This is a genomic window from Pseudomonas abyssi, from assembly GCF_003444685.1.
Taxonomy (GTDB): Bacteria; Pseudomonadota; Gammaproteobacteria; order Pseudomonadales; family Pseudomonadaceae; genus Halopseudomonas; species Halopseudomonas abyssi.
In genome coordinates this window covers 74,537-93,002 of the sequence record NZ_LMAZ01000009.1, presented here as the reverse complement: position 1 = coordinate 93,002, position 18,466 = coordinate 74,537, and the positions used below count along the sequence as shown (strand labels likewise).

Sequence of the window (18,466 nt, the reverse complement as noted above, 5' to 3'; positions counted from 1 at the left end):
GCGGGACCGGCACCACCAACTCCGGCAATTACGCCATCGATACGGTCCGCCCAACCGCCAGCATCACTATCGACGACAGCGCGCTAAGCGTGGGCGAAACTGCCATGGTCACCATCAGCTTCTCCGAAGCAGTAAACGGGCTTGATGTCGCCGACTTTACCGTCGCCAACGGCACCCTTAGCGACCTGACCAGCAACGATGGCGGTATCACCTGGACTGCCACCCTGACGCCCACTGGTAATGTAGACAGCGCCAGCAACCTGATCACCCTTAATAACTCCGGCTACACCGATATCGCTGGCAACAGCGGGACCGGCACCACCAACTCCGGCAATTACGCCATCGATACGGTCCGCCCAACCGCCAGCATCAACATCGACGATAGCGCGCTGAGCGTGGGCGAGACCGCCACGGTGACCATTAACTTTACCGAAGCGGTAACGGGGCTTGCTGTTACCGACTTTACGGTAGCCAACGGCACCCTGAGCGGCCTGACCAGCAGCGATGGCGGCATCACCTGGACTGCCACCCTGACGCCATCAGCCGGCACCGAAGACAGCACCAACATCATCACCCTCAATAACATCGGCTACACCGATGCAGCCGGCAACACCGGCGCCGGCAGCACCGACTCCGCCAATTACAGCGTCGATACCCTGCGCCCAACCGCCAGCATCAATATCGATGACACCGCGCTGGCTGCCGGAGAAACCGCCACAGTCACCATCAGCTTCTCCGAGGCGGTGACAGGCCTCGACATTGCGAACTTTACGGTCGCCAACGGCACCCTGAGCGACCTGATCAGTAGCGATGGCGGCATCACCTGGACTGCCACCCTGACGCCCACTGCCAATATAGAAAGCGCCAGCAACGCCATCACCCTGAACAACACGGGCTACACCGATGCAGCCGGCAACACCGGCGCCGGCAGCACCAACTCCGCCAACTACAGCATCGATACGATCCGCCCAACGGCCAGCATCGCTATCGACGACAGCGCGCTGAACGTCGGCGAAACCGCTACCGTGACCATCACCTTCTCCGAGGCGGTGACGGGCCTCGACATTGCGGACTTTACGGTCGCCAACGGCATCCTGAGCGACCTGACCAGCAGCGACGGCGGTATCACCTGGACGGCGACCCTGACGCCGGATGCCAGCGTAGAAAGCACCGGCAACCTGATCACACTGAACAACAGCGGCTACATCGACGCCGCCGGCAATACCGGCACCGGTACCACCGATTCCGGCAATTACGCCATCGACACGTTGCGCCCCACCGCCAGCATTACTATCGACGACAGCGCACTGAGCGTGGGCGAAACCGCCACGGTCACCATCAGCTTCTCCGAAGCAGTAAGCGGGCTTGATGTCACCGACTTTACGGTAGCCAATGGCGCTCTGAGCGGGCTGACCAGCAACGATGGCGGCATCACCTGGACTGCCACCCTGACGCCCACTGCCAATGTAGAAAGCGCCAGCAACGCCATCACCCTGAACAACACGGGCTACACCGATGCTCGGCGAAACCGCTACCGTGACCATCACCTTCTCCGAAGCGGTGACGGGCCTCGACATTGCGGACTTTACGGTCGCCAACGGCATCCTGAGCGACCTGATCAGTAGCGATGGTGGCATCACCTGGACCGCCACCCTGACGCCGACCAGCAACATCGAGGACAGCAGCAACATTCTCACGCTGGACAACACTGGCTACACCGATGCCGCAGGTAATACCGGCACCGGCACCACCGATTCAGGCAACTACAGCATCGACACACTGCCACCCACCATCAGCGACATCGCCCTGGACGGGCCATCGCCGACCAACGCCAACAGTGTCAGCTTTACCGTAACCTTCAGCGAAGCAGTCAGCGGTGTCGATCTCGGCGATTTCGCTCTGGTCACCACCGGCAACGCCGTCGGCAACCTGAGCTCACTGACCCAAATCGATGCGCAAACCTGGCAGGTCAACGTCACCGACGTAACCGGCCTCGGCAGCCTGGGCCTTGCGGTCAACGCCGCTGTCAGCGGCATCACCGACAGCAACGGTAACGCCATGGTGGCCAACATCAGCGTGCCGGGTTACGACATTATTGCCGCCAATTACATACCTGACCCAGGCACGGGCACGCCGGACACGCCCTTTATCGCGCCACCGCCCACCGCGCCGCAGCCGCCACCGTCGCTGCTGCCACCGCCGACTGTTGGCAATGGCCTGAGCCTGAACGATCCGTTCATCAACCCAACCCCAATGCAGATCAGCCTGTTCGCGCAGATATTCAGCTCGCGCAGCACAAATGGCTTCCTGGGGTTTGGTGGCGGAGACGCTGGCGTGTTCGATCGCAGCACGCTGGCCGACCTGTTCAAACCCGGACACAGCCCATTCGACATTCTGCTTGAACGCTCGGGGGGCGCGTTTAGCCTGCAGCAACAGCTGCGCTTCTTCAGTGCCGTGGAAACAGAAAAAACACATCAGCTGAGCTCAGCCCTCAAGGGCATGAGTAACACCACACAACAATCATGAAGACATCAGCACTGACACTGCACTGCGCCGTACAAAGGGGGCGGCTCACGCATGAAGCATAACCATCGTATCGCCGGCATCAGCCTGCTGGCACTCGCCATCACCGGCTGCGCCGTCCAGACTCAGCCAATCGACCTGAACGCCAGCGCCCAACGCGCGCAGGACGATCTGGTCGCTATTTACCAAGACCAGGAGCCGCTGACCGCACCACTGACCTTGCATGAGGCCATGGCCCGTGCCGTCAAATACAACCTGGAAGCCCGTCTAAAGGTCATGGAACAGGCGCTGTCCGAGCGTCAGCTGGACCTGGCCACCTTCGATATGCTGCCGCGCATGGCCCTGTCGGCGGGGTATGCCGGGCGCGACAACATCAGCGCATCCAGTAGCGAAAGCATTCGCACCGGCACCGAGTCGCTGGAGCCTTCGACCTCTCAGGACCGCGACCGTGACGTTGCCGACCTGACCATGGTCTGGAACGTACTCGACTTTGGCGTTAGTTACGTCAGCGCCAAGCAGAAGTCGGATCAGCGCCTGATCGTTGAAGAACGGCGCCGCAAGGTGATTCATACCATTACCCAGGATGTCCGCTCCGCCTACTGGCGTGCCGTCGCGGCCGAACGCCTGCTCAGTCAGATTGACGGCCTGATGACCCGGGTCGATGCCGCCCGCGCCGACAGTCAGCAGATGAGCAACCAGCGGGTCGGCGACCCGGTAGAGGCGCTCAACTACCAGCGCACGCTGATCGAAACCACCCGCACGCTGGAAGAACAGCGCAAAGCTCTTTCGCTGGCCAAGACCGAGCTGGCGACCCTGATCAATCTTCCGCTGGGTAGCGATTTCACCCTGGCCACGAGCGACAACTACGATGTCCCTGAGTTGGCGCTGTCACTTGAGCAACTCGAAGAGCAGGCACTGGCCCACCGCCCTGAACTGCGCGAACAGGACTACCAGGCGCGTATCAGCGCTGCAGAAACCCGCAAGGCGATGCTGCGCATGCTACCGGGCCTGGAGTTCTCCGCCGGCGGTCACTACGACAGCAACTCCTTCCTGGTCAACCAGAGCTGGGCGGACTATGGCGTCAAGGTCACCTGGAACCTGCTGAATGTGCTGTCCGCGCCCACCGCCATTGACGCTGCCAAGGCCGGGGAAGCCGTCGCCACGGCACGCCGCCAGGCGATGTCGGTAGCGGTACTGGCGCAGTTGCATGTAGCCAACGCCAACTACAACGAGGCCCTGCGCCAGTTCAAGACCAGCGAAGAGCTGTCGTCACTGGATCAGCAGATCGTCACGCAGCTGCGCAACCGCCGCGAGGCTCGCAGCATCGGCGAACTTGACCTGATCCGTGGCGAAATGAGTGCCCTGCAGGCCGAGCTGCGCCGTGATCTGTCCTACGCCGAGCTGCGTAATGCCTATGGCCAGCTGTTCTCCAGTGTCGGCATCGACCCACTGCCCGAACAGCTGCCGTCGACCAGCCTGCAGGACATTTCTGCCGCACTGGTAGCCAGCGAGCAACGCTGGGAGCGCGGCGAACTCTGACGCTGGGCTGGAAGCCAATCAGCTGAAGGCTTTAAGCTTTAGGCTGGAAGCCGCAATGAAGGGCTGAAGCGAGCCTGGGAGTGGGACCGGATTAACGCTATTTGCGGGGGAATCCAACCACCCACTCCGCCTATGCCTTCCAGCCTCGGGCCTCCAGCCTTCCGCCCCCAAAGCGCCCGCAACACCACGGCCTGCTTCTAGCTTGAAGCTTGAAGCTTGAAGCTTGAAGCGGGTAGCCTACCGCTCCGCCCTTGCGTAGCCGTCACCATGTTCCATATCGCTCTGCTTGAACCCGAAATCCCGCCGAACACCGGCAATATCATTCGCCTGTGCGCCAATACCGGCTGCCAGTTGCACCTGATCGAGCCGCTCGGCTTTGAGCTGGACGACAAGCGCCTGCGTCGCGCGGGGCTGGATTATCACGAGTTTGCCGCAGTCAAAACGTATCCCAACCTCGATGCCTGTCTGCAAGCGGTAGAGGCTAATCGCGTCTTTGCCTTGAGTACCAAGGGCACGCAGAACTTCAGCGAGGTGCAGTTCGCTGCCGGCGACCTGTTTCTGTTCGGCCCAGAGAGTCGCGGCCTGCCCGTTGAGGTGCGCGAGGCGTTGCCCGCGGACCAGGTGCTGCGCATTCCGATGCGCCCTGACAGCCGCAGCCTGAACCTGTCGAACAGCGCAGCGATCCTTATTTATGAAGCGTGGCGACAGCTGGGGTACGGGGGCGCGCTTTAGCGCGCCCAGCCGCAAGCCGCAAGCCGCAAGCCGCATCAGGATGAGTTGGGCTGCAGGCCAGTCAAGCATTTGCCAAAATTGTGGGGCTATCTCGAGCCAAAGAAAAACCCGCGCGGTGTTGAATCGCGCGGGTTTTTTCTTGCAGCTTGTGGCTTCCCGCTAAGGCCAGCCTGCGGCTGGTCTTAGCGGGTCTTGACGACTACCTTACCGACCGCCTTGCGCGAGCTGAGGATATCCAGCGCGGCCTCGTACTCGTTCAGCTCGAAGGTCTGGGAGACCAGCGGCTTGAGTTTGCCTTCGCTGTGCCAGCGGAACAGCTGCTGGAAGTTCTCCAGGTTGGCCTGCGGCTCGCGGGCGGCAAAGGCCCCCCAGAACACGCCGACGATGGAGGAGCCTTTGAGCAGCGCCAGGTTGATCGGGAACTCCGGGATACGGCCGCTGGCAAAGCCAACCACCAGCAGACGCCCTTTCCAGTTGATGCTGCGCACTGCCTGGTCGAACAGATCGCCGCCGACCGGATCGTAGATCACGTCCGCGCCCTGGCCGTTGGTCAGCTCCTTGACGGCGTCCTTCAGGCTGACTTCGCTGTAGTTGATCAGCTCGTCGGCGCCGGCGGCCTTGGCTACTTCCAGCTTCTCGGCGCTGGAGGCGGCGGCGATGACGCGGGCACCCATGGCCTTGCCAATTTCAACGGCAGCCAGACCCACGCCACCGGAAGCGCCCAGCACCAGCAGGGTTTCGCCCGGTTTGAGTTCGCCACGCTGCTTGAGGGCGTGCATGGAGGTGCCGTAGGTCATGCTGAAGCCGGCAGCGGTGACATAGTCCATGTCATCGGGCATCGGCAGTACGCGCATCGCATCGGTAGCGACCTTTTCAGCAAAGCTGCCGAAACCGGTCAGACCCATGACACGATCGCCCACTTTCAGGTGCTTGACGCTTTCGCCAACACTGGCGACCACGCCGGCGGCTTCACCGCCCGGTGAGAACGGGAACGGCGGCTTGACCTGGTACTTGCCCTCGATGATCAGGGTATCGGGGAAATTGACGCCCGCAGCGTGAATATCGATGACGACTTCGTTTTTCTTGGCGACCGGATCGGTCGTTTCTTCCAGCACCAGACTGCTGGCCGGACCGTAGGCCTTGCACAGAACCGCTTTCATTTTTATCTCCCAGGTTTGCGTGCATGAATGGCGTCAGTCTAGTCGCTTCACCGGGCTATGGGTCAACGAACATGGTTCGAGCTGATAGCTACGCATAACATGGGCGTCGTGCCTGACGGCCTCAACGCGCCATCGTCCGAGAGCGCGGGCATTTGGCGCGGGGCGGCGGCTCGGCTATGCTGTGCCGGTATCCAAGGAGCCCTTCTGCCATGCACTTCAAAGCCCTGTTAGCCGCTCTGCTGCTGAGCGCCCTGTTGCCCGTTGCTCATGCCGAGGAAGAGGAAGCCCCACCGCCACAGGCTCAGTACGTCGAGCTGAAACCGTCCTTTGTCGGCACCCTTGGCAGTGGTCCACGCATTCAATACCTCAAGGCCGATGTGGCCCTGCGCACCGACGATCCGGCAGCGGTCGAGAAGCTGCACTACCACGACGCGCTGATTCGCAATGCGCTGGTGTTTTTGTTCAGTGCACAGCTACCGGAAAACCTGTCCACGCTGGAAGGCAAGGAGACTCTGCGCGCCGACGCGCTAGCCGCCGTGCAACAGGTGCTGGAAGAGGAAGAGGGAGATCCGCTGGTAGACGACCTGCTGTTTACCAACCTGATCGTGCAATAAAACGGGGCCGGCGGGCACGCTAGGTACCCGCCGGACGACTCAGGCAGACTGTGCCATATAGTCGGCCACAAAACGATCGAAGCTGATCGTATCCGCCTCTTCCAGCGCCGCCTGTTCTGCCAGTGAGCTGGCTGCCTCATCCGCCATGGCCGCCTGCGCCTCAGGGTCGAGGGGACGCTCACGGAAGTAGCGGTTATGGGCTTCAGACTGGGCCAGAGCAAAGCGGAAGAAGCTGTTATCGTGCTCGGCAATCGCCGCCAGCACCCGCGCCGACGGCGTCAGACTGGCGTCTCGCAACTTGGCGCGCTGCTGCTGCAGGCTGCTGGCACAGGCGTTACCGCCCTTGACCTGATCCAGCAGCGCGGCACAGCCGGCAATCTCATCCAGCAGCGACTCGCCCCAGCTGACCAGCGTGCGTTCGCTGCCACCGTCATTCAGCATCAACCCCGGCTCGCGGCCACGCTTGACCGTCAGATTGAAGTTGATGGCAGCGTGCTCGCACTCGCTGTCGCTCAAGTCCGGGCTATCGTTCAGCGCACAGAACAGCAGGAAGGCATCGAGGAAGTAAGCGGTCGCCGGCTCAATGCCCAGCGGTACAAAGGGGTCGATGTCCAGGCAGCGAACCTCGATGTATTCCACCCCGCGCTCGCGCAGGGCATGCACCGGTTTCTCGCCGCTGTTGGTAACACGCTTGGGTCGGATCGGGCTATAGAACTCGTTCTCGATCTGCAGCAGATTGGTGTTGAGCTGTTGCCACTCGCCGTTCGCATCGTGCGTGCCCAGTTGCGCGTAAGGCTCATAGGGCAGACTGATGGCGTTGAGCATGCTGGCAATGTAGTTATCCAGGCTGTTGTAGCAGATGTTCAGCCCCGCCTGAGCGTTGTTGTTATAGCCCAGGTCGCTCATCCGCAAGCTGGTCGCCCAGGGCAAATACAGGCTGCGCTCACCCAATGGCTCAAGCCGATGGTCACGCCCCTGCAAGAAGCTCGCGCAGACCGCTGGCGAGGCGCCAAACAGGTACATCAGCAACCAGGCATAGCGGCGGAAGTTTCGAATCAGCGCAAAGTAGCGCGCCGACTGGTTGTCCTGCGCGCTCTGCTGCCCGCCCTCTTGCTGCTGCAGCAGTTGCCACAGGCCCGGTGGCAGGGAGAAGTTGTAGTGAATGCCGGCAATGCACTGCATCGCCTTGCCGTAGCGCACCGCCAGACCGCGCCGATAGACGTTTTTCAGGGTGCCGATATTCGAGGTGCCATACCAGGCAATCGGAATGTCCTGATCACTGGCCGGCAGGCGGCTGGGCATGGACTCGGTCCACAGCAGCTCGTCACCCAGCTGACTGTAGGTAAAGCGGTGAATCTCGTCGAGCTGGGCAAACAAGCCGTCAACACGCTGGCTGACCGGGGTGATCAGCTCCAGCAGCGCCTCGGAGTAATCCGTGGTGATGCGCGGATGGGTCAGCGCCGAGCCAAGGCCGGCTGGATGAGGCGTATGCGCCAGGCTGCCGTCGGCGGTGATACGCAGGCTTTCCTTTTCGATGCCATGCAGACAGTCAGTCAGCAGGGGGTGCGAGGCCGGCTGCGCCAGCAGATCGAGGCGTTTTCGCAGCAGTGGTGACAAGGTGTCACTCCTTAGGCAGAGTCGCCGCCGGCAGGGCGGCGATGCAGTTCAGTATAGAAAGGCCGTTAAACCCTGCCCGTCAGATGCGGGCAAAGGTACCCAGACACTTGGCAACCAGCGCGCCATCCTGCCACACCTCGCCGTCCACCACTATGGTACGGGTACCGGCGTGCATGACCTTACCCGTGCATTCCAGCACGCCGCCGGTAACCGCGCGAGTGTAGTTGATCTTGCACTCGATGGTGGCCGTCACTTCATGCGGCTCCAGCACGCTGAAGGCCGCCGCGCCCATGGCCGAGTCCAGCAGGGTAAAAACCACCCCGCCGTGCGCTCGTCCGGTGGAATTGAAGTGCTTGTCCTCAATCGCCAGACGCAGGGTGCACTGGCCGCGCTCAATCGCCGTAAACTCGATGCCGACCAGGGCGGTGAAGGCACTGCTGCGCTGCGCGGCGAAAGCCGCCAGCGCCGGATGCAAGTCGCTCATGCTGTCACTTCTTCTTCAGGTTCTTGGCGTTGGCAAACAGGTTGGCAAAGGTGCCAGTGCTGCTGCCCTGACCGGGTTTGCCGTTGCTGTTGTTGCCGTTAGCGCTGCCGCCACGCGACGCATTGTGGCGTCCGCGCGCGCGCTCACCGGCAGTGCGCTCGCTGGCCGGTTGAGGCTTGTCGTCCATGCGCATGGTCAGGCTGATGCGCTGACGCGGGATATCCACTTCCAGCACCTTCACCTTGACGATATCACCGGCCTTGACCACGTCGCGCGGATCCTTGACGAACTGCTGCGAGAGCATGGAGATGTGTACCAGACCGTCCTGATGCACGCCGATATCGACAAAGGCGCCAAAGTTGGCAACGTTGGTGACCACGCCCTCCAGCGTCATGCCGGGCTTCAGGTCCTTGAGGCTTTCCACGCCCTCCTGGAACTCGGCAGCCTTGAACTCCGGGCGCGGGTCACGGCCGGGCTTGTCCAGCTCGCGCAGCACGTCGGTGATGGTCGGGATGCCAAAGCGCTCGTCGGTGTAGCGCGCCGGTTCCAGCTTGCGCAGGAAGGTGGAGTCGCCAATCAGGCCACGCACATCACGACCGGTATCTCCGGCAATGCGCTCGACCAGCGGATAGGCTTCCGGGTGCACGGCCGAGGCATCCAGCGGGTTGTCGCCGTTCATGACCCGCAGGAAGCCGGCGGCCTGCTCGAAGGTTTTCTCGCCGAGGCGGCTGACCTTGAGCAGCTCTCGGCGATTGCGGAAGGCGCCATTGATATCGCGGTAATCAACGATATTCTGGGCAATGCTCGGGTTAAGGCCGGAGACACGGGTCAGCAGCGCCGCAGAGGCGGTGTTCAAGTCCACCCCAACGGCGTTCACACAGTCTTCCACCACGGCGTCCAGACCACGCGCCAGCTTCACTTGTGACACGTCGTGCTGGTACTGGCCAACACCGATGGCCTTGGGCTCGATTTTCACCAGCTCGGCCAGCGGGTCCTGCAGACGACGGGCAATGGACACCGCGCCACGGTAGGTGACATCCAGATCCGGGAATTCGCGAGCCGCCAGCTCGGAGGCGGAATACACCGAGGCGCCCGCCTCGGAGACCATCACCTTCTGCATTTTCTGGCCGCTGCACAGCTTGATCAGGTCTGCCGCCAGCTTGTCGGTCTCACGCGAGGCAGTGCCGTTGCCGACCGCAATCAGATCAACCTGATGCTTGCCGCACAGCGCTGCCAGGGTTGCCAGCGAGCGGTCCCAGTCATTGCGCGGCGCATGCGGGAAGATGGTCGCGGTGTCCAGCAGCTTGCCGGTGGCATTCACCACCACCACCTTGACGCCGGTACGCAGCCCCGGGTCCAGCCCCAGGGTGACTCGCTGACCGGCCGGAGCCGACAGCAGCAGATCCTTCAGGTTGCTGGCGAAGACGCGAATGGCCTCGTCTTCAGCGGCTTCGCGCAGCTCACCCAGCAGCTCGGTTTCCAGATGGCCCAGCAGCTTCACCCGCCAGGTCCAGCGCACTACCTCGTTGAGCCAACGGTCCGCGGCACGGCCCTGGTTGCTGATACCCACAGTCTCGGCGATCAACCCCTCGCACGGGTGCAGGCTGCCCGGTACCGGCTCGGCATCACCCAGCTCCAGGGCAATGCTCAACACACCTTCGTTGCGGCCACGTAAAATCGCCAGCGCGCGGTGCGAAGGCACCTTTTTCAGCGGCTCGTCGTATTCGAAGTAGTCGGCAAACTTGGCGCCTTCCTGCTCCTTGCCCGCCACTACACGGGACGCCACACGGCCATCCTCACGCAGGGCGCTGCGCAGACGCTCCAGCAGGCTGGCGTTCTCGGCAAAGCGCTCCATCAGGATGTACTTGGCACCGTCCAGCGCCGCCTTGACGTCGGCTACCCCTTTATCGGCATCGACAAAGGTGGCGGCCTGCTGTTCGGGGTCCAGCGTCGGATCATCAAACAGGGCGTCAGCCAGCGGCTCCAGTCCTGCCTCGATGGCAATCTGGCCCTTGGTGCGGCGCTTGGGCTTGTACGGCAGGTAAAGGTCTTCGAGGCGGGTCTTGGTGTCGGCGTCACGGATATCACGCTCCAGCTCGGGGCTGAGCTTGCCCTGCTCGGCGATGCTCGACAATACCGCACTGCGGCGGTCTTCCAGTTCACGCAGATAACGCAGGCGCTCTTCCAGATAGCGCAACTGGGTGTCGTCCAGGCTGCCGGTCACCTCCTTGCGGTAACGGGCAATAAACGGAACGCTGGCCCCCTCGTCCAGCAGGGCGACCGTTGCGGCGACCTGCTCGGGACGGACCGTCAGCTCGCTGGCGATGCGCGCGGCAATACTCTGCATGGTGAGACACTTCCACTGATAGCTAAAACAGGGCGGGCAGTATAACCGAGACAGGGCATTCTGGTCGGCCTCCATCAAGCGGCTGGATGATGCCTTCATAACAGGGTAAAAAGAAACCTCTTGTAACAATGGCCAGCCCGCAAGTCACGGGGCCTGGGTCACAATGCCAGCTCATCAATCCAGGTAGGTATCCATGACAGGCGAAGGCGAAAAAATCCTGATTGTCGATGACGACGTACGGCTGCGGCGACTGCTCGAGCGCTTTCTGGGCGAGCAGGGATACCGTGTCAGGGCGGTGGAAGACGTTGCTCAGATGGACCGTCTGCTGGCCCGCGAGATCTACTCGCTGATCGTGCTCGACCTGATGCTGCCCGGCGAAGACGGTATGAGCGCCTGCGCCCGCCTGCGGGCTGAGGGCAACACCACGCCGATCATCATGCTGACCGCCAAAGGCGACGAAACCAGCCGCATCCAGGGCCTGGAAATCGGTGCCGACGACTACCTGCCCAAGCCCTTCAACCCACGCGAGCTGGTGGCCCGCATGAAGGCCGTGTTACGCCGGCAGGCGCCGCAAGTGCCGGGCGCGCCCAGCGCCGACGACGATCAGGTGACCTTTGGCGAGTTCACCCTGAATCTGGCAACCCGTGAGCTGACCCGCGGCAACGAGGTCAACATGCTGACCACCGGCGAGTTCGCCGTGCTCAAGGCGCTGGTACGCCACCCGCGCGAACCGCTGACCCGCGACAAGCTGATGCAGCTGGCCCGTGGCCGCGAGTGGGACGCGCTGGAGCGTTCAATTGACGTGCAGATATCCCGTCTGCGCCGCATGCTTGAGCCCGATCCGTCCAAGCCACGCTACATCCAGACTGTCTGGGGCGTGGGTTATGTCTTTGTACCGGACGGCCAAGGTACGTGAAGGGCGGTCCCGGCTGGCACCCACTACTGCCGCGCAGTTTCTTTGGCCGCACCATTTTGCTGGTACTCATGGTCACCCTGTTTTCACAGGTGCTGACCCTGCTGTATCTGCTGAGCAACGAAGACCTGCTGGTGGATCGCCAATACAGTCACGGCACCGCCATGCTGGTCCGCGCCTACTGGGCCAGCGGCCCGGCCGCGCGTCACGACATCGAGGAAATGACCGGTATCCGTGTGATGGTGCCCGAGCAGGTACCCCAGGGTGAGGTGCACTGGCCCTACTCCGGTATCTTTACCCACCAGTTGCGTGACGAGCTGGGTGACCAGACTGAAGTCCGGGTACAGACTCAAGCCCATCCCGCGGTCTGGATTCATCAGCCGATCTACGGCAACTACTGGTTGAAGGTACCGCTCTACGCCCACCCGCTGCGCGGCCAGCGCGTCTGGTTGGTGGTGACCTGGCTGGTGCTGATCGGCATGCTGTCGACTGCAGCCGCCTGGTTGCTGGTGCGCCAGCTTAACCACCCACTGAAAATGCTGGAACGGGCCGCCCAACGCATCGGTCGCGGCCAGACGGTGCGCCTACTGGACACCAGCGGGCCGTCGGAAATATCCGAGGTGTACCGGGCCTTCAACCAGATGTCACAGGACGTCGAACAGGCCAACCGCGACCGCACCATGCTGCTGGCCGGGGTATCTCACGACCTGCGCACGCCGCTGACGCGCATGCGCCTGTCGACCGAGCTGTTGTCCGATGCCGAGCCGGAGCTGACCGATGGCATGATCCGCGATATCGAGGACATGGACGCCATTCTCGAGCAGTTCATGAGCTATATTCGCGATGGCAGCGCCGAGCCCACGGAAGAAGCCGATATCAACGAGCTGATTCGTGAAGTGGTGGCACCGCTGAACAGCAACGGCGAGGTGGTTCGCCTGTGCCTGGCCGAGGTACCGCGCCTGAGCCTGCGGCGGTTATCGATGAAACGCGTGCTGATCAACCTGATCGACAATGCCCTGGTGCACGGCGGCAGCGGCGTGGAGGTGTGCACCTATGTCCATAGTCAGGACGGCGAGCGCCTGCTGACCGTCAGCGTACTGGACCGCGGTCCGGGTGTGGAGGCGTTGGAAAACGACGCGCTGTTCAGCCCCTTCATCCGCGGCGATCAGGCGCGCTCTACCAAGGGAACCGGGCTCGGACTGGCGATCGTGAAACGCATCGCTGACAGCCATGGTGCCCGCGTACAACTGCTCAACCGGGTAGACGGCGGCACCGAGGCGCGCCTGAGTTTTGTGTTGGTCAGCTGACGCCGGCGATTCAGGATGCCCGGCGCAGCAGACCTGCTTGCTCGAGCGCCCGCTCAACAGCCAGCAAGTCGGGAATCAGCAACGGCTGCGGCTCGTCACTGACAGTGACCCGTTGCAGCTGGTAGCTGGCGGGCCCATCGAGGGTCTGCAGCTCATCGCGCAGCAGTTTGCGCGAGCGCGGAATACCCCAGACTCGCAGACCGATGAAATGCAGGCCAGTGCCCCCCAGGGCATTGAGAATCAGGGTGCGCGGCTGCGCCCCTTCCGCCGGCTCACCACCCTGTGCACGTAGGGCGTCCAGGTCGACCATAGGCACCGGCTGGTCACGCCATTGGGTCCAGCCGAGGAACCACTCCGGCCCCTGATTGGCTGCCTGGCTGAGGCGGTAGCCCACCAGCTCGGCCACTGCCACGTTCGGCAGCAGCAGCGGATCGTTCAGCAATGGCACGATCAGACCGTTGATACTCTCCAGCGCCTCAGACATGACGTCCTTCTCCCTTACTGCCTTGATGGGTTGCTCTAGCCGGCCAGGGCCGACCATTCTTGCCGCAGCCAGTGCTGCAGCGCCTGCGCCAGCTGCTCCGGAGTGCCCTGGCGATGACTGAAACCGGCCGCCTGCACGGCCCCGGGCATGGTTGCACAGGCTGCGCTGGCGGTATCCTGGGTCCAGACTTCGATACCTTGGCGGCGCATGCGGCCACAGGCCTCGACGCCATCCTCCCCCATACCACTGAAAATGATTGCGCCGCAGGCGGGGCCAAAGCCATCACACACCGCATCCAGCACCGCGGCAATCGAAGGCCGATAGGGCCCGGGCCAGGGAGCGTCACTCAACAACACCTCACCGTCGGCACCAAAGCCCAGGCTCCGCGCGATCGGCGCAACCAGCACTTCACCAGCCTGCAGGTGCGCCCCTGGCTGACAGTTGAGGATGCGCCAGTCATTCTGGCGCCCCAGAATCTGCGGCAACTGTTGCTCAAACCCGGCGTCGATATGCTGGGCATAGATAAAGGCCACCGGCAAGTCGGCCGGCAGACAATCCAGGAACTGCTTGACCGCTGCCGGACCGCCCAGCGAGGCACCAAGCACCCAGACACAGGGCGCCTGCTGCGGCCTTGCGGCAGGCAACAGCGGCGCCGGCAGTACCGGTGCCTGACCACCCGGCGGCTCGCCCAGCAACGGTAGCAACTTGCCGTAGAGCCGGCGCTGCCAGCGGGGATAGTCCTCACTGTCCTGTTTGGGTATTTCGCCCGCGCCGAGCAACACCGGCGCGCTGCTATGTTCAAGCAGCCAGTCGGCCAGCGGAGACTCCTCGGCCAACTCCAGCAGCCAGGCGTCCGTGCTGACCTGCTCCAGCTCGCTCGCGGTCAACCCGGCCGGGTCATCGGCGAAGACGACTGCATAGCCGAACTCCGCCAGCACCTGTGCCAGCTGGCGACGCTTGCCGGCATGCCCGGCCAGCAGCGCGATCGCCGCGGTACGATCAGTCACCCGCAGCAACCAACTCGGCAATCACCTCCAGCAACTGCGCTTCCTGATAGGGCTTGCCAAGATACTCGTTGACTCCGATCGACAGTGCGCGCTCACGGTGCTTCTCGCCGGTACGCGAGGTAATCATGATGATCGGCAACTGCGACAGACGCTCATCATGACGCACCAGCGTAGCCACCTCGAAGCCGTCCATGCGCGGCATTTCAATATCCAGCAGCATGATGTCCGGAGTCAGGTCCTGCAGCTTGGCAATCGCATCCACCCCATCCTTGGCCGTCACCACCTCCATGCCATTGCGCTCGAGCAGGCGCGTGGTGACCTTACGCACGGTGATCGAATCGTCCACCACCATGACCAAGGTCGGTCGCTCTTCGGCGTAGTCGACTCCGTCGCCGGCGCGCTCCGCCGCCAACTGCTGCTGGGCATGCAGCGCCTGCTGGGCACGAATCACCGCCAGCAGGTCGAGAATCACCACCACCCGGCCATCGCCGAGAATGGTCGCGCCGGAAATACCTGGCACCACGGCAAACTGCTTGCCCAGGTTTTTCACCACGATCTCCCGCGAGCCAGCCAGGGCGTCGACCTGCACCGCCACGCTGTGCTCGGCGCCGCGCACCAGAATGACCGGCAGCGGCAGGCTGTGGCCGGTCAGCTTCGGCTGCTGACCGGTAACCAGCAGGTCACCCAGGTAGCGCAGGTCATAAGTTTTGCCGGCGTATTCAAAGGGCGGCGCATCGGGTGCGTAATAGGCTTCCAGCTCGTAGCCGGAGACCCGCACGATGCCCTCGATGGTATTCAGCGGAATGGCGTACAGGTCTTCGCCGGAGTAGACCATCAGCGCGCGGTTGACCGACACGGTGAACGGCAGGCGAATCACAAAGGTGGTCCCCACGCCCGGCTCGGTGCTCAGGGTCATGTTGCCACCCAGCTGTTTGACCTCGGCGTTGACCACATCCATGCCGACGCCACGCCCGGAGATCTGGGTCACTTTCTCGGCGGTAGAGAACCCCGCCTCGAGAATGTACTGCAGTACCTGCTGATCGGTCAGTTCGGCGTCCGCGTCCATCAGGCCACGCTCGATGGCCTTGCTGCGTACAGCATCCAGGCGGATACCGGCGCCGTCATCCTGCAGCGTCAGGACAATCTCGCCGCCCTCACGTGCCAGATCCAGCCAGATGCGCCCCTCTGCCTGCTTGCCGGACTGAGCGCGGCTATCCGGCAATTCGATACCGTGATCCACCGAGTTGCGCAGCATGTGCTCCAGCGGCCCGATCATGCGTTCGAGCACGCTACGGTCCATCTCGCCTTCGGCGTTGCCAACCACCAGCTCGACCTGTTTGCCAAGCTCACCGGCTACCTGGCGCACCACCCGACGCAGCCGTGGCAGCAAGCGCTCAAATGGCACCATGCGCGTGCGCATCAGGCCTTCCTGCAGCTCGGTGTTGACCCGTGCCTGCTGCAACAGCAGGGTTTCGGCGTCGCGGCTCTTGGTCGCCAACGTCTCCTTCAGGTCCAGCAAGTCAGAGGCCGACTCGAACAGCGAGCGCGACAGCTGCTGCAACTGCGAGTACTGGTCCATTTCCAGCGGGTCAAAATCCTCGTAGCCCGCGCCCAGTTCGTCCTGGTGGCGCGACAGAATCTGCGCCTGGGTTTCCATATCAAGCCGGCGCAACTGATCACGCACACGCTCAATGGTGCTCTCAACGTCTTCGAGCAGGTGACCGACATCGCTCACCTGCTGCTCGATACGACCACGGAAGATAGAGGTTTCGCCCGCCAGGTTAACCAGCTCCTCCAAAAGGTTGGCCGATACCTTGACGCTTTCCTGGCTGGTGCTGCGCTTGGCGCTGCTATCGCCCGCCGCCTGACTGCTGGCCTCCATGGCCTCGCGCAGCATGCCGTTGACCTCGGCAAGGGACGGCCCCTCGGACACCACGGCCGGAGCTGACGGCGCCGGAGCGGCTGGGGGCGTGGCCGGCGGTGTAAAGACCGGCTCAGCTGCCGGCGACCAGTCAGCACCGGCTGCCAGCGCATCCACCGCCTGTTCCAGCGCGGACAGCTGGGCACTGTCAGCGCGCCCCTCGTGCAGCGCCGCTTCCAGCTGTCTGGCCTGGTCGGCCAGCGCCTGCTGACCGGCGAGACGGGCGCTGCCCTTGAGGGTTTCGATACGGTGCAGCAGGTTCGCTGCCGCGCTCGGGTCATCGTCCAGCGCGAACAACAGCGTTTGGCAGGGCGCCAGCAGCTCACGGGCCTCTTCGACAAACATGGCCAGCATGCCAGGCAGCGCGGGGCCGGCCGGCGCGACGACCTCAGCGGCATCCGGCTCGGGCACCACTGGCGCCGGCTCGGTGCCAGCGCCCGGCAGCACGGGCTCCTGATCGGGGTGTTTGCGGAAACCGTTGATCGCCGAGATAAGAGCCGCGCCGTCGCTGATCGGACGGCCAGCCACCACACCCTCAACCATATCCGCGAGGGCATCGTGACAGGCGTGCAACAGCGCTATCAGCCCCTGACTGGGCTGGTAGCGCTGGTCACAGAGGCCTTCGTAGACAAATTCCATCTCATGGGCCAAGTCGCCTACCGGACGGATCTCGGCCATGCGCGCGCCACCCTTGAGGGTGTGCAAATCACGCTGCAATGCCTCGACGGCGATGGTATTGCCGGTGTCGGCAATCCACTGCTGCAGGCTCGCCGAAGCGCTGTCGATAATCTCCTGGGCTTCCTCCAGGAAGATGTCGACCAGCTCAGCATCGGTGCCGGCCTGGGCCGGATTCCAGCTGCCGCTGGCAGGCAGGCTGGCAGCAGTGCCGGCCGGCGCGGGCGCCGGGGCAGCGTCAACCGCGCCGGGAATCAGCGCCTGCAGGGCCTGCAGCTCACGCGTGGCAGGTAGCAGATGCTGATGCGCCGCGACCTGATCCATCATGCCGATCAGCCGCTCGTGTCCGTCGGCCAGCGCCTGCAGCACGTCCTCGTCGGGCAGCAGCAGGCCGCTGTGCAGGCGTTCATGGACATGCTCCAGGGTCTCGGCGAGCTGTTGCAGCGGACCCAGCTCAACCTCGCCGGCAACCTCCGCCAGCGAGTTGAGGCTGCGGACCAGGCCGTCGCTGTCCAGCTCAACGGACGCGCCGGGCTGACGCATGCTCAGCTCATCACTGACATCCAGCAGCAAGTCGATCCCATCGGTCAGGAAGATCGACATCAGGTCGGCGCTGTCCGGCGCTTCCAACTCGCCGCGCCCAGTTTCCCGCGCCATCAGGCCCTGCTGGTGCAGTTGCTGAAGACGCAGCAGGAAGTCGTCGGTGCCGGCAATCGGCGCATGCGGGTCGTACGCCAACTGCTGCAGGCCCTGTTCGAACAGGGTCACCGCGTCGCTCAGCAGCTCGACCAGTGCGGCATCGGCTGACACCAGGTTGGCCTTGAACTCCTTGCACAGTTTTTCCAGCGGGCTGGCCAGCACGGCGATGGGCTGGACGCCGGCCATGTGCGCACTGCCCTTGAGCGTATGCAGGGCTCGCTGCAATGCGTCGCTGAGCGCGCGCGGCAAGCCGTAGTCGCGACACTCGCCCAGATACGCATTGATCTGGTCGATATGCGTGCGGGTTTCATTACGGAAGATATCCAGCAGCACCGGGTCCATGCCGCCGGCAACCACTGGCTCTGGCTCTGGCTCTGGCTCTGGCTCTGGCTCTGGCTCTGGCTCTGGCTCTGGCTCTGGCTCTGGCTCTGGCTCTGGCTCTGG

Annotated in this window: 12 protein-coding genes and 1 pseudogene; 6 read left to right on the top strand and 7 right to left on the bottom strand. The window is 63.3% G+C overall.

What is annotated here, in order from left to right:
* From ASB58_RS20620 to trmL, 3 genes and pseudogenes are all read left to right on the top strand, one after another.
* A pseudogene (locus ASB58_RS20620) lies at positions 1–2,526 on the top strand (Ig-like domain-containing protein); the annotation flags it as partial.
* A gap of 69 nt (positions 2,527–2,595) precedes the next feature.
* Entirely contained in the window at positions 2,596–4,062 is a 1,467-nt protein-coding gene (locus ASB58_RS18200; protein ID WP_181977971.1) for a TolC family protein, read from the top strand.
* A 267-nt stretch (positions 4,063–4,329) separates the two neighbouring features.
* Positions 4,330–4,794 carry a tRNA (uridine(34)/cytosine(34)/5-carboxymethylaminomethyluridine(34)-2'-O)-methyltransferase TrmL gene (gene trmL, locus ASB58_RS18195; RefSeq protein WP_096005818.1) on the top strand — a complete coding sequence of 155 codons (465 nt, stop codon included), beginning with the start codon at positions 4,330–4,332 and terminating at the stop codon, positions 4,792–4,794.
* Positions 4,795–4,976: 182 nt separating this feature from the next.
* Here trmL and ASB58_RS18190 read toward each other — a convergent pair whose 3' ends face one another.
* Positions 4,977–5,954, bottom strand: a complete 978-nt coding sequence (locus ASB58_RS18190) for an NADPH:quinone oxidoreductase family protein (RefSeq protein WP_096005819.1) — start codon at positions 5,952–5,954, stop codon at positions 4,977–4,979.
* Positions 5,955–6,163: 209 nt separating this feature from the next.
* Between ASB58_RS18190 and ASB58_RS18185 the strand changes: the two genes are divergently transcribed.
* Complete coding sequence (locus tag ASB58_RS18185) at positions 6,164–6,568, top strand: flagellar basal body-associated FliL family protein (protein WP_118131870.1); 405 nt, start codon at positions 6,164–6,166, stop codon at positions 6,566–6,568.
* Positions 6,569–6,607: 39 nt separating this feature from the next.
* Here ASB58_RS18185 and gshA read toward each other — a convergent pair whose 3' ends face one another.
* The 3 genes from gshA to ASB58_RS18170 all read right to left on the bottom strand — a co-directional run bounded on the left by gshA (position 6,608) and on the right by ASB58_RS18170 (position 11,016).
* On the bottom strand, positions 6,608–8,185 hold the full coding sequence (gene gshA / locus ASB58_RS18180) for a glutamate--cysteine ligase (RefSeq protein ID WP_118131869.1): 1,578 nt from the start codon (positions 8,183–8,185) through the stop codon (positions 6,608–6,610).
* A 79-nt stretch (positions 8,186–8,264) separates the two neighbouring features.
* On the bottom strand, positions 8,265–8,669 hold the full coding sequence (locus ASB58_RS18175) for a PaaI family thioesterase (RefSeq protein ID WP_096005822.1): 405 nt from the start codon (positions 8,667–8,669) through the stop codon (positions 8,265–8,267).
* A gap of 4 nt (positions 8,670–8,673) precedes the next feature.
* Positions 8,674–11,016: a Tex family protein gene (locus tag ASB58_RS18170; protein WP_118131868.1), complete on the bottom strand. Its 2,343-nt coding sequence runs from the start codon at positions 11,014–11,016 to the stop codon at positions 8,674–8,676.
* Between the two features lie 193 nt (positions 11,017–11,209).
* Here ASB58_RS18170 and ompR point away from each other — a divergent pair, with 193 nt between their 5' ends.
* Together ompR and ASB58_RS18160 are read left to right on the top strand one after the other, a co-directional pair.
* Positions 11,210–11,932 carry an osmolarity response regulator transcription factor OmpR gene (gene ompR / locus ASB58_RS18165; protein WP_118131867.1) on the top strand — a complete coding sequence of 241 codons (723 nt, stop codon included), beginning with the start codon at positions 11,210–11,212 and terminating at the stop codon, positions 11,930–11,932.
* Between the two features lie 68 nt (positions 11,933–12,000).
* On the top strand, positions 12,001–13,236 hold the full coding sequence (locus ASB58_RS18160) for an ATP-binding protein (RefSeq protein ID WP_096005856.1): 1,236 nt from the start codon (positions 12,001–12,003) through the stop codon (positions 13,234–13,236).
* A 10-nt stretch (positions 13,237–13,246) separates the two neighbouring features.
* Here ASB58_RS18160 and ASB58_RS18155 read toward each other — a convergent pair whose 3' ends face one another.
* The 3 genes from ASB58_RS18155 to ASB58_RS18145 form a co-directional block, all read right to left on the bottom strand.
* Positions 13,247–13,720 carry a chemotaxis protein CheW gene (locus ASB58_RS18155; protein ID WP_165771311.1) on the bottom strand — a complete coding sequence of 158 codons (474 nt, stop codon included), beginning with the start codon at positions 13,718–13,720 and terminating at the stop codon, positions 13,247–13,249.
* 35 nt (positions 13,721–13,755) lie between these two features.
* Positions 13,756–14,727 (bottom strand): chemotaxis protein CheB, encoded by a 972-nt coding sequence (locus ASB58_RS18150; protein ID WP_118131880.1) that lies wholly within the window; start codon positions 14,725–14,727, stop codon positions 13,756–13,758.
* On the bottom strand, positions 14,720–18,466 hold a 3,747-nt coding region (locus ASB58_RS18145), incomplete at its 5' end, for an Hpt domain-containing protein (RefSeq protein ID WP_118131866.1). The genes ASB58_RS18150 and ASB58_RS18145, both read right to left, overlap by 8 nt.

What these genes read in the sequence shown, in the direction of transcription:
- ASB58_RS18170 (WP_118131868.1), bottom strand. Translation starts at nt 11,016, where the DNA reads ATGCAGAGTATTGCCGCGCGCATCGCCAGCGAGCTGACGGTCCGTCCC.
- ASB58_RS18160 (WP_096005856.1), top strand. Translation starts at nt 12,001, where the DNA reads ATGGTCACCCTGTTTTCACAGGTGCTGACCCTGCTGTATCTGCTGAGC.
- ASB58_RS18175 (WP_096005822.1), bottom strand. Translation starts at nt 8,669, where the DNA reads ATGAGCGACTTGCATCCGGCGCTGGCGGCTTTCGCCGCGCAGCGCAGC.
- ompR (WP_118131867.1), top strand. Translation starts at nt 11,210, where the DNA reads ATGACAGGCGAAGGCGAAAAAATCCTGATTGTCGATGACGACGTACGG.
- ASB58_RS18190 (WP_096005819.1), bottom strand. Translation starts at nt 5,954, where the DNA reads ATGAAAGCGGTTCTGTGCAAGGCCTACGGTCCGGCCAGCAGTCTGGTG.
- ASB58_RS18155 (WP_165771311.1), bottom strand. Translation starts at nt 13,720, where the DNA reads ATGTCTGAGGCGCTGGAGAGTATCAACGGTCTGATCGTGCCATTGCTG.
- trmL (WP_096005818.1), top strand. Translation starts at nt 4,330, where the DNA reads ATGTTCCATATCGCTCTGCTTGAACCCGAAATCCCGCCGAACACCGGC.
- ASB58_RS18185 (WP_118131870.1), top strand. Translation starts at nt 6,164, where the DNA reads ATGCACTTCAAAGCCCTGTTAGCCGCTCTGCTGCTGAGCGCCCTGTTG.